The sequence below is a fragment of the Pseudoxanthomonas sp. GW2 genome (assembly GCF_000283075.1).
Classification (GTDB): domain Bacteria; phylum Pseudomonadota; class Gammaproteobacteria; order Xanthomonadales; family Xanthomonadaceae; genus Pseudoxanthomonas.
In genome coordinates this window covers 1-11,577 of record NZ_ALIP01000089.1, presented here as the reverse complement: position 1 = coordinate 11,577, position 11,577 = coordinate 1, and the positions used below count along the sequence as shown (strand labels likewise).

At 72.2% G+C, this 11,577-nt stretch carries 11 protein-coding genes; 4 read left to right on the top strand and 7 right to left on the bottom strand.

Annotated features, from left to right (window positions below; all coding sequences use genetic code 11):
* Positions 1 to 75 precede the first annotated feature (75 nt).
* The 3 genes from B351_RS0106265 to B351_RS0106255 all read left to right on the top strand — a co-directional run bounded on the left by B351_RS0106265 (position 76) and on the right by B351_RS0106255 (position 4,010).
* Positions 76 to 2,262 carry a TonB-dependent receptor gene (locus B351_RS0106265; RefSeq protein ID WP_019398193.1) on the top strand — a complete coding sequence of 729 codons (2,187 nt, stop codon included), beginning with the start codon at positions 76 to 78 and terminating at the stop codon, positions 2,260 to 2,262.
* Between the two features lie 102 nt (positions 2,263 to 2,364).
* Positions 2,365 to 2,796 carry a MarR family winged helix-turn-helix transcriptional regulator gene (locus B351_RS0106260; RefSeq protein WP_026010433.1) on the top strand — a complete coding sequence of 144 codons (432 nt, stop codon included), beginning with the start codon at positions 2,365 to 2,367 and terminating at the stop codon, positions 2,794 to 2,796.
* Positions 2,793 to 4,010, top strand: coding sequence for an MFS transporter (locus tag B351_RS0106255; RefSeq protein WP_019398191.1), 1,218 nt, complete (start codon positions 2,793 to 2,795; stop codon positions 4,008 to 4,010). Before B351_RS0106260 ends, B351_RS0106255 begins: the two co-directional genes overlap by 4 nt.
* Positions 4,011 to 4,040: 30 nt before the next feature.
* Here B351_RS0106255 and B351_RS0106250 read toward each other — a convergent pair whose 3' ends face one another.
* The 3 genes from B351_RS0106250 to B351_RS0106240 form a co-directional block, all read right to left on the bottom strand.
* On the bottom strand, positions 4,041 to 4,520 hold the full coding sequence (locus tag B351_RS0106250) for a transcriptional repressor (RefSeq protein WP_019398190.1): 480 nt from the start codon (positions 4,518 to 4,520) through the stop codon (positions 4,041 to 4,043).
* Positions 4,521 to 4,533: 13 nt separating this feature from the next.
* A complete protein-coding gene (gltX, locus tag B351_RS0106245) occupies positions 4,534 to 5,937 on the bottom strand; it encodes a glutamate--tRNA ligase (protein WP_019398189.1) in 1,404 nt (467 codons plus the stop codon).
* Between the two features lie 162 nt (positions 5,938 to 6,099).
* Entirely contained in the window at positions 6,100 to 7,413 is a 1,314-nt protein-coding gene (locus B351_RS0106240; RefSeq protein ID WP_083852405.1) for a diguanylate cyclase, read from the bottom strand.
* 194 nt (positions 7,414 to 7,607) lie between these two features.
* On the opposite strand from B351_RS0106240, the gene lpxH reads away from it, so the two are divergent.
* Entirely contained in the window at positions 7,608 to 8,354 is a 747-nt protein-coding gene (gene lpxH / locus B351_RS0106235) for a UDP-2,3-diacylglucosamine diphosphatase (protein WP_026010432.1), read from the top strand.
* 13 nt (positions 8,355 to 8,367) lie between these two features.
* On the opposite strand, the gene B351_RS0106230 is transcribed toward lpxH, so the two are convergent.
* From B351_RS0106230 to B351_RS16325, 4 genes are all read right to left on the bottom strand, one after another.
* Positions 8,368 to 9,183: a ferritin-like domain-containing protein gene (locus B351_RS0106230; RefSeq protein WP_019398186.1), complete on the bottom strand. Its 816-nt coding sequence runs from the start codon at positions 9,181 to 9,183 to the stop codon at positions 8,368 to 8,370.
* Positions 9,184 to 9,193: 10 nt separating this feature from the next.
* Complete coding sequence (gene purF, locus B351_RS0106225; RefSeq protein ID WP_019398185.1) at positions 9,194 to 10,663, bottom strand: amidophosphoribosyltransferase; 1,470 nt, start codon at positions 10,661 to 10,663, stop codon at positions 9,194 to 9,196.
* 19 nt (positions 10,664 to 10,682) lie between these two features.
* Complete coding sequence (locus tag B351_RS16330; protein ID WP_019398184.1) at positions 10,683 to 11,324, bottom strand: CvpA family protein; 642 nt, start codon at positions 11,322 to 11,324, stop codon at positions 10,683 to 10,685.
* A gap of 34 nt (positions 11,325 to 11,358) precedes the next feature.
* A partial coding sequence (locus B351_RS16325; protein WP_039731121.1) for an SPOR domain-containing protein occupies positions 11,359 to 11,577 on the bottom strand: 219 nt, incomplete at its 5' end.

Sequence of the window (11,577 nt, the reverse complement as noted above, 5' to 3'; positions counted from 1 at the left end):
GGGGGGGGGGGGTGGCACCGGAATGAGAGATACATTATAACATCCGCCCTCCCACGTCACCCCCAAGGACCTCGCATGCCCGATCCGATGCGTTCCCCCGCTTCCCGCGTCCTCGTCCGTGCGCCGCTGGCAGCCTCCATCGCGCTGGCCTGCGCGGGCCTGCCAGCCCTGGCGCTGGCCCACGACGACCCCACCGAACTGCCGGCGCTGCAGGTCACCGCCTCGCCGCTGGCCGGCGATGCGGAGACCCTGGCACGCCCGGTGGAAGTGCTGCAGGGCCAGGCCCTCGATGACGCGCGCGCCGCGACCCTGGGCGAGACCGTGGCCCGGCTGCCCGGCGTGCAGACCAGCTATTTCGGCCCGGGCGTGGGCCGTCCGATCCTGCGCGGCATGGACGGCCCGCGCGTGCAGGTGCTGGCAAGCGGGCTGGGCAGCCAGGACGCGTCCACCGTCAGCGCCGACCATGCCGCCAGCGTGGAGCCGTTCCTGGCCGACCAGATCGAGGTGCTCAAGGGCCCGGCGACCCTGCTGTTCGGCAGCGGGGCCATCGGCGGCGCGGTCAACGTGGTCGACGGCCGCATCGCCCGCGAGCTGCCCGGCGCACCGCTGTCCGGCCGCGCCGAGCTGCGCGGCAACACGGTCAACAACGAGCGCAGCGGCATGTTCCGGCTCGACGGCACCAGCGGCGACAACCTCGTGCTGCACGTGGACGGCCTGCTGCGTGATACCGGCGACTACGACATCCCCGGCCAGGCCCACGCCGCGCACGACCACGACGCGGAGGAGGAAGGCCACGAGGCCGCGCCGGGCCGCCTGGGCAACAGCGCGATGCAGACCCGCGCCGGCGGCCTCGGATTGACCTGGCTGGGCGATGCCGGCTACCTGGGCGTGGCCGCCAGCACCTACCGCAGCGAGTACGGCATTCCGCCGGGCGCGCACGTGCACGCCGGCGACCATGGGCACGGGGAAGAGGAACACGGCGACGGGGACGCGCACGGCCAGGAAGACCACGCCCACGACGTGCGCATCGACCTGCGCCAGGACCGCCTGGAGCTGAAGGGCGGGATCTACGCACCGGCCGCGTTCCTGGAGCGGATCGACTTCCACGGCGCCTGGAGCGATTACGAACACGTGGAACTGGAAGGCGGCGAGGTCGGCACCCGCTTCACCAGCAGCGGCTACGACGCCCGCGTGCAGGCGGTGCAGAAGGAACTGGGCGGCTGGCGCGGCGCCTTCGGTTTGCAATCCGGGCGGGTCGATTTCGGCGCGGTGGGCGCCGAAGCCTTCGTGCCGGCCACGCTGACCCGCAGCCACGGCCTGTTCGTGCTGCAGGAAAAGAGCGCCGGCCCGCTGAAGATGGAATTCGGCGCGCGCCACGACCGGGTCGAGCTGGAACCGGAAGGCGGCAAGCCGCGGCGCAGCTTCGGCGCCACCAGCCTCTCGGCCTCGGCGATCTGGAAGCTGGCCCCGTCCCTGGACCTGCGCCTGGGCGTGGACCGCTCCGAGCGCGCGCCCACCCAGGAAGAGCTCTACGCCGGCGGCCTGCACGTGGCCACCGCCTCGCTGGAGGTGGGCGACACCGGCCTGGACACCGAGTCCGCCCTGCGCGGCGAGATCGGCCTTCACGCGCACCACGAGCGCTTCGACCTGGAGCTGTCGGTGTACCGCAGCCGCTTCGACGAGTTCATCCACCTGGCCGATACCGGCGTGTCCGAGCACGAGGTGCCGGTGCGGCTGTGGACCCAGGCCGACGCGGTGTTCACCGGCGCCGAGGCCGAGGCCGTACTGCACCTGGCCGACAACGCCAGCGGCCGCTGGGACCTGCGCCTGTTTGCCGACCACGTGCGCGGCGAACTGGACGGCAGCGGCACGCGCACGGCGGCGTTCGAGGTGCCGCACGGCGACCATGCCCACGCCTACGTCGTGGAACTGGACAACCGCGGTCCGCTGCCGCGCATCGCGCCCGGGCGCTTGGGTGCAAGCCTGGCCTGGGACCTGGGCGGCTGGCGCGCCTCGCTGGGCGCGGTGCGCTACCGCGCGCAGGACCGGGTGGCAGGCAACGAGGAACCAAGCCCCGGCTACACCCTGGTCGACGCGCACCTGTCCTACGGCTGGGAACAGCCGCACGGCGGCCGCTGGGAGCTGTTCCTGGATGGCAGCAACCTGGGCGACACCGAGGCGCGTCCGCACACCTCCCTGCTGCGCGAATACGCGCCGCTGCCGGGACGCGCGGTGGCGTTCGGCGTACGCGCCTGGTTCTGACCTCGCACGATGCGCGCGCCGCCACGCTTCGGCGGCGGCGCGCTTCCATGAATACGTGCATATGCACGTATAGTGGCGGCCCGCCCCACGCAGGCCGCCCGCATGCCCGCCCCGCACTCGCCTTGCACCTGCTTCCGGCTGCGCCGCGCCGCACGCCTGGTGTCGCAGATCTACGACCACGCCCTGGCCGGCGCCGGGCTCAACGTCAACCAGTATTCGCTGCTGCGCCACGCGCGCACGCCGCAAAGCCTGGGCACGCTGGCCGCGAGCCTGGGCATGGACCGCACCACCCTCAGCCGCAACCTGCAGCCACTGCTGCGCGACGGACTGGTTGCCGAAGTCCGCGATGAGGATCCGCGCCGGCGCGTGCTGGCACTGACCGCAGCCGGCCGCCAGCGCCTGGCCCGTGCACGCCCGCTGTGGCAGCGCGCGCAGCGGCGCATCGACGCCCTGCTCGGCAGCGGCCCGCTGGGCCAGCTGCACGCCGCGCTGGACGCACTGGACGACGCACTGGCCAAGGAGACAGAGGAATGAGCGCGGATACTGCCCGCACGCCCGGCACCACCACCCTGGTGGTGGCCGCCGCGGTGATCCTGATGCTGACCATGGGTGCGCGCCAGACCACCGGCCTGTTCGTGGCGCCGATCCACCTGGATACCGGCGTCGGCATCGCCACCATCAGCCTGGCGCTGGCGATCGGCCAGTTCGTGTGGGGCGCGGTGCAGCCGGTGTTCGGCGCGCTGGCCGACCGCCATGGCTGCGAACCGGTGCTGGTCGGCGGCGGCCTGCTGCTGGCCGCGGGCCTGGCGCTGGTCCCGTTCCTGCCTTCCGGTCCGGGGCTGATGCTGAGCCTGGGGGTGCTGACCGCCGCCGGCGCGGGCGCCGGCAGCTTCTCCATCCTGATCGGTGCCACCGCCGGGCGGCTGCCGCCGCAGCGGCGCTCGTCGGCGGCCGGTTTCATCAATGCCGGCGGCTCGCTGGGCCAGTTCGTGTTCGCGCCGGTGCTGCAGCTGGTGATCGGCGCGGCCGGCTGGACCGTGGCGATGCTGGGCATGGCCGCGACCTCGCTGCTGACCCTGCCGCTGGCGCGCTGCTTCCGCCGCCGCGAGGGCGAGGCGCCGCCGGCGCACGAGGGCTTCGAGGACCGCGGCCTGCGCCACCAGCTGGGCGTGGCCGCACGCGACCGCAGCTACTGGCTGCTGCACCTGGGCTTCTTCACCTGCGGCGTGCACGTGGCCTTCCTGGTCACCCACCTGCCCGGCGAGGTGGCGCTGTGCGGCCTGCCGGCCAGCGTCTCGGCGGTCTCCATCGCCCTGATCGGCCTGTTCAACATCGCCGGCAGCCTGGCCGCGGGCAAGCTGGGCGAGCGCTTCCGCATGAAGTGGATCCTGGCGGCGATGTACGCCAGCCGCGCGCTGCTGATCGCGCTGTTCCTGCTGGCCCCGCCCAGCGCCTGGACCTTCTACCTGTTCGCCGCCGGCCTCGGCTTCACCTGGCTGGCGACGGTGCCGCCGACCGCCGGCCTGGTCGGCAAGCTGTTCGGCCCGCGTTACCTGGGCACGCTGTTCGGCCTGACCCTGCTCTCGCACCAGGTCGGCGGCTTCTTCGGCGCCTGGCTGGGTGGCGTCGCATTGGAGGGCACCGGCAGCTACCAGTGGATGTGGTACGCGGACATGGCCCTGGCGCTGGTGGCCGCAGTGGCCAATGCACCGATCAGGGAGCGGAAGCTGGCACCCGCGGCGGCCTGACCGCCGCAAGCCACGTCCGGGCGCGCCGGCTCAGCCGGCACAGCGCGCGCACAGGCCGTGCACTTCCAGGGTCTGCGCCTGGGGCTGGAAGCCCAGCGCCTTGGCGCGCGCGTCGAGCTGGGCCACGACCTCGCGGTCCTCCAGCTCCACCGCGCTATGGCAGCGGTCGCAGATCAGGAACGGCACGGAGTGCTGCGCGCTGTTGGGATGGTGGCAGGCGACGAAGGCGTTGACCGAAGCCAGCTTGTGCACGAAGCCGTTGGCCATCAGGAAATCCAGCGCGCGGTACACGGTCGGCGGCGCGTCGGCGCCGGCGCCCTTGGTCTCGCGTACCTTCTCCAGCAGGTCGTAGGCCTTCACCGGCTTGCCGGCATCGGCGATCAGCCGCAGCACGTTGGCGCGGATCGGGGTCAGGCGCAGGCCGCGCTCGCTGCAGGCCCGCTCCACCGCCCGCACGAACGCTTCGGCGCTGTGGACATGGTGATGGGGGTCGGTGCAGGCATGCGGCATGGCGCCTCCGTGGTCAGCCCTTTGGAACCTTGGTGATGGCGGCGTCGATGCGCTTCAAGGCCTCGTCGCGGCCGGCCAGGTAGACCGTCCAGGAAATGTCCGGGCTGACCTGGGTGCCGGTGATGGCCACGCGCAGCGGCTGGGCGATCTTGCCCATGCCCAGTTCCAGCGCCGCGGCGGTGTCGTGCAGGGCCTGGCCGACCGCCTCCACCGTCCACTCCGGCAGCGCGGCCAGCAGCTCCCGGGCCTTGGCCAGGGCGGCGTCGGCGCCGGGCTTGAGGTGCTTGGCCACCGCGGCCTCGTCGTAGTGCTCCAGCGGGGTGTACCAGACCACGGCCTTCTCGGCCATTTCCTTCAGCGTCTGCGCGCGCTCGCGCAGGGCCACGACCACTTCCTCCGGCTTCGGGCCCTTGCCCAGGTCCAGGCCCAGCTTCTCCAGCTGGTAGACCAGGTGCGGCGCGACCGCGGCCGGATCGGTGGTCTTGAGGAAGTGCTGGTTGACCCAGCCCAGCTTGGCCATGTCCAGGCGCGCGGCCTTGGAGTTGCAGTTGCGCACGTCGAACAGCTCGACCAGCTCCTGGCGGCTGAAGATCTCCTGGTCGCCGTGCGACCAGCCCAGGCGCGCCAGGTAGCTCAGCAGCGCGTCGGGCAGGTAGCCCATGTCCTTGTACTGCATCACGTCGGCCGCGCCGGTGCGCTTGGACAGCTTGGCGCCGGCCTCGTCCAGGATCATCGGCATGTGGCCGAACTTCGGCACCGGGGCGCCGATGGCCTGGTACAGGTTGATCTGGCGCGGGGTGTTGTTGATGTGGTCGTCACCGCGGATCACGTCGGTGATGCCCATGTCCCAGTCGTCGACCACGACCGCGAAGTTGTAGGTCGGGTAGCCGTCCGGACGGAAGATCACCATGTCGTCCAGCTCGCTGTTGGCGATCTCGATCCGGCCCTTGATCAGGTCGTCGAAGGCGACCACGCCCTCGGTCGGGTTCTTGAAGCGGATGACGCGGTTGGGGTCGTCGCGGTACGGCAGGTTCAGGTCGCGCGCGGCGCCGTTGTAGCGTGGCTTCTCGCCACGGGCCATGGCCGCCTCGCGCATGGCGTCCAGCTCTTCCTTGCTCTCGTAGGCGTAGTAGGCCTTGCCCTCGGCGATCAGCTGCTCGGCCACCTCGCGGTAGCGGTCGACGCGCTGGGTCTGGTAGACCGGGCCCTCGTCGTAGTCCAGGCCCAGCCAGTCCATGGCCTCGAGGATGGCGTCGATCGCCGCCTGGGTGCTGCGCTCGCGGTCGGTGTCCTCGATCCGCAGCACGAACTTGCCGCCGCGGTGGCGCGCCTCCAGCCAGCAGTAGAGCGCGGTGCGGGCACCGCCGATGTGCAGGTAGCCGGTGGGACTGGGGGCGAAGCGGGTGCGGCAGGTCATGGGGAGGAAGACGTGGACGGAATGGGACATTTTACCCCGCCTGCGCAGCGCCCATGGCCCGGGCCGGTGGCGCCCGGCCGGCCGCGGCGGTGCAGGACGGGCCACGGACCGTCCCCCTGGCCCTGCAGCGCCTGGTCCACCGCGCCCGCGCCGGCCTGCCGGCTAGGGACCGGGGGCGATGACCACGCGGTTGCGCCCGCCGCGCTTGGCCTCGTACAGGGCCGCGTCGGCGCGCTTGAACAGCGCGTCGAAGCCCTCGTCCGGCCCCTGCAGGGCCACGCCCACGCTGACCGTCACCGGGACCGGCACGCCCGGCTCGAAGGCATGGGCCTCGACCGCCGCGCGCAGGTTCTCCGCCAGCGCCGGCACCTGGTCGCTGCGCACGCCCGGCAGCAGGACCACGAACTCCTCGCCGCCCCAGCGCACCAGCCAGTCGCTGGAGCGCAGCTGGCGCCGCAGCAGCACGGCCAGCTCGCGCAGCACGCGGTCGCCGGCGTCGTGGCCGCAGCTGTCGTTGATGCGCTTGAAGTGGTCGATGTCCAGCACCAGCAGGGCCCGCGCGTGGCCGGGCACGACCGGGCCGGCCGGCAGCCGCGCCCAGCGCTGCTCGAAACCGTGGCGGTTCAGCGCCAGGGTCAGCGGGTCGGTGGTGGCGCGGGCGCGGTACTTCTCGGCCTCGTTCTGCAGCAGGCGGCGCTCGGTGCGGTAGGTGCGCAGCTGCAGCAGCGCGTAGAGCACGATGCCGGTGAGCCATACGCCCAGGATCCCCAGGTACCAGGTCTCGCGCGACAGGCCCGGGCGCACGAAGGTGATCTCCTGCACCTCCAGGTCGTGCACGCCCTCGGTCATGGGGTAGGAGAAATCCAGCCCCACCGTGACCACGTTGCTGAGTTCGGCGTGCGCCAGCTCGCGCGGCAGCTTGTAGTACAGCCGCCACCACTCGGCGACGGTGAACTCGTCCGTGCCCAGCGACAGGGGCGCGCGCAGGTCCTGGGTCGGCAGGAACACCGCGTTGTACTTGGTGCTGTTGGTGTCGCCGACGGTGGAGTAGCGCGGGTCGAAGTGCCGCGCGAACAGCCGCAGCTTGGGCACGTCGCCCTTGTAGACGACCTTGACCTCCACGTGGGTGTACTTCGACAGGTCCAGGCCGCGGTCGGGGCCGGAGCCGATGAAGTAGTTGACCGCGCAGTAGTACAGGGGCTCGTTGGTGCCCGGCGGGTAGTGGCAGCGCAGGCGGCGCTTGCCCTCGTCCAGCCACTCGCCGGCCTCGGCGCGGCCCGGCACCGGGGTGGAGGACAGCACGGTCGCGTCCTTCGGCACCCGGGTCACGTCGAAGCGCACCGGCGGGATGAGGTCGTAGCCGGCGATCGCGCCGAGGGTCAGGGCCACGCCCGCCAGCAGGGCCAGTGCGACGTGCTTGCGTTGCCCGGAGTGGGACGTCGGAGTCGGAGAAACGTCTACACCGGCCGCGGTCATGTGCCCTCTACCATCCCTGTGGACAGGCGGCGCGTGCACGACCGCCTGGAATTGCAGGGACGTTACCAAAGGCCATTCCCGCCTGCACTGTGTGACCCATGCCCCCGGCCACCGGCGCGGCCGCCTGCCGCCTGCCGCCTGCCGCCTGGCGCCGGGCACGGGCGGGAGGGCGCGGCCCGGCCTACAATCCGGCGATGGCCACCCTGTTCGTCTCCGACCTGCACCTGGATCCGGCCCGGCCGGAAATCACCGCCCTGTTCCTGCGCTTCCTGCGCGGCGAGGCTGCGGGCGCCGACGCGCTGTACATCCTCGGCGACCTGTTCGAGGCCTGGGTCGGCGACGACGACCCGTCCGAGGCCGGGGCGGAAGTGGCCGCCGCGCTGCACGCCCTGGCCGACGCCGGGGTGCCGGTGTACTTCATGCACGGCAACCGCGACTTCCTGGTCGGCCAGGACTACGCCCGCCGCGCCGGCATGCGCATCCTGCCGGATCCGTCGGTGGTATCGCTGTACGGCCGCCCGGCGCTGCTGATGCACGGCGACCTGCTGTGCAGCGACGACACCGCCTACCAGGCCTTCCGCGCCCAGACCCGCGACCCGCGCTGGCAACAGCAGTTCCTCGCCCAGCCGCTGCAGGCGCGGCTGGCGTTCGCGGCGCAGGCCCGCCAGGCCAGCATGGCGCGGCAGCAGGAAATGCTGCAGGGCGACCGCGGCACCTTCGAGACCGTCACCGACGTCACCCCGGCCACGGTCGAGGCCACCCTCGCCCGCTTCGGCGTGGACCTGCTGGTCCACGGCCACACCCACCGCCCGGCGGTGCACGCGCTGCGAGTGGGCACGCGCGACTGCCGGCGCATCGTGCTCGGCGACTGGTACGAACAGGGCTCGGTGCTGCGGGTGGACGCCGGCGGCGCGCAGCTGCAGGCGCTGGCGCCGGGCTGAGCGGCAGGCCGGCTCAGCCGCCGGCCTGCTCCGCTTCCACGTAGCGCAGCGATTCCAGCTCGTCCTCGTCGAATCCGGCCAGCAGCCGCGCCTCGACGTTGAACGGGCCGTGCAGGTAGCCGCTGGCGTACTCGCGCAACAGTTCGCGGAAGCGGGCGCGCGGCTCGACCCCGGCGCGCTCGCAGTACCAGCGGTACCAGCGCGAGCCGGCGGCCACGTGCGCCACCTCCTCGCGCAGGATGACCTCCAGGATCGCCACCGTGTCCAGGTCGCCCATGTCGCGCAGGCGCGCGATCATGCCCGGGGTGACGTCCAGCCCCCGCGCCTCCAGCACGCGCGGCACCAGGGCCATGCGCGCCATGCCGTCGTGCGCGGTCTTCTCGCACATCTCCCACAGGCCGTTGTGGGCGTCGAAGTCGCCGTAGTCGCGGCCCATCCGGCGCAGGCGGTCGCGCAGCAAGGTGAAGTGGCGCGCCTCGTCGTCGGCCACCTGCACCCAGTCGCGGTAGAACCGCTCGGGCAGGCCGCGGAAGCGGTAGACCGCGTCCCAGGCCAGGTCGATGGCATTGAGCTCGATGTGGGCGATCGCGTGCAGGAACGCCGCCCGCCCTTCCTCGCTGCCCAGCCCGCGGCGCGGCAGGTGGCGCGGATGCACCAGCTTCGGCCGCGGCGGCCGCCCCGGCATGCGGATCGGCTCCGGCGGCGGCGCTTCCCCGGGCAGGACGATGTCACCGCGGGCGAAGGCCGCGGCGTATTCGTGGGTCAACGCGACCTTGCGGGCCGGATCGGCCTCGTCCAGGCAGGCGCGCGCGGCCTGGTACAGCTCCATCGCCGCCTCCTCAGCAGGCGCGGCGGCGGCGCTTGGCCTCGTCCGAGCGCAGCTGCTGCAGGCGTTCGAAGTAGCCCGGCTCGATCCCGGTCACGTACTGGCCGTTGAAGCAGGAGGAATCGAAGCGGGTGAGCTGCGGGTTGCCCTCGCGCACCGCGGCCTCCAGGTCCTCCAGGTCCTGGTAGATCAGCCAGTCGCAACCCAGCAGCTTCTCCACCTCCTCGACGCTGCGGCCGTGCGCGATCAGCTCGTCGGTGGAGGGCATGTCGATGCCGTAGATGTTGGGGTAGCGCACCGGCGGCGCGGCGCTGGCCAGGTACACCTTGCGCGCGCCGGCGTCGCGCGCCATCTGCACGATCTGCTGGCTGGTGGTGCCGCGCACGATCGAGTCGTCCACCAGCAGCACCACGCGGTTGCGGAACTCCAGGTGGATCGGATTGAGCTTGCGCCGCACCGACTTAACCCGCTCGCCCTGCCCCGGCATGATGAAGGTGCGGCCGACGTAGCGGTTCTTGATGAAGCCCTCGCGGTACTTCACGCCCAGCACGTTGGAGATCTCCAGCGCCGCGTCGCGCGAGGTGTCCGGGATCGGGATGATGGTGTCGATGTCGTGGTCCGGGCGCAGGCGCAGGATCTTCTCGCCCAGCTTGACGCCCATGCGCATGCGCGCCTTGTGCACCGAGACGTTGTCGATCATCGAGTCCGGGCGCGCGAAGTACACGTACTCGAAGATGCACGGCGCCTGCTCGACCGCTTCGGCGCAGACCTCGGCGAACACCTCGCCGCGCGGGGTGACGACCAGCGCCTCGCCCGGCTGCACGTCGCGCACGCGGGCGAAGCCGAGGATATCCAGCACCGCCGACTCGGAGGCCACGATGTACTCGGCACCGGCCGCGCCCTCGCGCTTGCCCAGCACCAGCGGGCGGATGCCGTGCGGGTCGCGGAACGCGACCAGGCCCAGGCCCAGCACCACGCTGACCACCGCGTAGCCGCCCTTGACCCGGCGGTGCACCCCGGCGACCGCGCGGATCGCGGCCTGCGGGGTCAGCTCGCCCTGCACGTCCAGCTCGTGCGCGAACACGTTCAGCAGTACTTCGCTGTCGGAGTCGGTGTTGATGTTGCGGCGGTCCTGGGCGAACACCTGCTGGCGCAGGGCCTCGGTGTTGATCAGGTTGCCGTTGTGCGCCAGGGCGATGCCGTAGGGCGAGTTGACGTAGAACGGCTGCGCCTCGTCCATGCCCTCCGAGCCGGCGGTCGGATAGCGGCAATGGGCGATGCCCACCCGCCCCTCCAGCACGCTCATCGCCTTGGCGTTGAACACGTCGCGCACCAGGCCGTTGTCCTTGTGCAGGCGCAGGCGGGTACCGTCGGCGGTGGCGATGCCCGCCGCGTCCTGGCCGCGGTGCTGGAGCACGGTCAGGCCGTCATACAACTGGCCCGCGACGTTGTCGTTGCCGACGATTCCGACGATGCCGCACATGATGCAAATCTCCGACGGTCTACTGACCGGGGTTGGGACTGGAAGAGGAAGGAGGCTCCCCGCCGGGTGGCGGCGGCGCCGCGTCATCGGGAACGGGAAGGGCCCCGGTAAGGGATTCGACGATGGCGCCGGCGCGGTGAAGGGCGCCATTATCGCCGCCGGCCCGACCGTTGCCAAAGTCCAGTTCGCCGGCCGCCCACTCCGGCAGCCAGCGCGCCAGCCACTGCGCGCCCGGCAGCAGCAGCGGCAGCGCGCGCGACTGCGCCCAGGCCGGTTGCTGCGGCAAGGTGCTGAAAGCCATCAGCAGCACGATCACGCAGGCCACCAGCGCGCCGCGCAGCACGCCCACGGCCAGGCCCAGCACACGGTCCACGCCCGACAGGCCCACCGAGTGCAGCAGCTTGCGCATGATCCAGCCGACCAGGCTCACCGCCACCAGCACGCCGAAGAACGCCAGCGCGTAGCCAGCCAGCAGCCCGGAGGTGCCGGGCTGTCCATCCTCGCTGATCAGGAAGGCCAGCTGCCCGCCGTAGTGGAACGCGCACCAGCTGGCCGCGATCCAGGCCAGCAGCGAGGCGACCACGCCGACGAAGCCGCGCAACAGGCCCAGCAGGGCCGAAGCGGCAATCACCAGCAGCAGGACCAGGTCGATCGCGTTCATGGCTTCGCGGCCGGCGCGCCGGCGCCGGTCCTGCTCACGGGTGCGGCACCACCATGCCGCCGCCGTGGGCGGCCAGGCGCCCGCGCAGCTGCTCGGCCTCGGCGCGCGTGGCCACCGGCCCGACCCGCACCCGGTGCAGGGTGCCCTTGTCGGTGCGCACCGGCTGCACGATGGCGCTGAAGCCGGCCGCGCGCAGGCGGTCGCGCAGCGCATTGGCGTCGGCCTGGCTGGAGAACGCGCCCATCTGCACCGC

Coding starts and splice junctions, on each gene's coding strand:
- B351_RS0106265 (WP_019398193.1), top strand. CDS start 76: ATGCCCGATCCGATGCGTTCCCCCGCTTCCCGCGTCCTCGTCCGTGCG.
- B351_RS0106260 (WP_026010433.1), top strand. CDS start 2,365: ATGCCCGCCCCGCACTCGCCTTGCACCTGCTTCCGGCTGCGCCGCGCC.
- B351_RS0106255 (WP_019398191.1), top strand. CDS start 2,793: ATGAGCGCGGATACTGCCCGCACGCCCGGCACCACCACCCTGGTGGTG.
- B351_RS0106250 (WP_019398190.1), bottom strand. CDS start 4,520: ATGCCGCATGCCTGCACCGACCCCCATCACCATGTCCACAGCGCCGAA.
- gltX (WP_019398189.1), bottom strand. CDS start 5,937: ATGACCTGCCGCACCCGCTTCGCCCCCAGTCCCACCGGCTACCTGCAC.
- B351_RS0106240 (WP_083852405.1), bottom strand. CDS start 7,413: ATGACCGCGGCCGGTGTAGACGTTTCTCCGACTCCGACGTCCCACTCC.
- lpxH (WP_026010432.1), top strand. CDS start 7,608: ATGGCCACCCTGTTCGTCTCCGACCTGCACCTGGATCCGGCCCGGCCG.
- B351_RS0106230 (WP_019398186.1), bottom strand. CDS start 9,183: ATGGAGCTGTACCAGGCCGCGCGCGCCTGCCTGGACGAGGCCGATCCG.
- purF (WP_019398185.1), bottom strand. CDS start 10,663: ATGTGCGGCATCGTCGGAATCGTCGGCAACGACAACGTCGCGGGCCAG.
- B351_RS16330 (WP_019398184.1), bottom strand. CDS start 11,324: ATGAACGCGATCGACCTGGTCCTGCTGCTGGTGATTGCCGCTTCGGCC.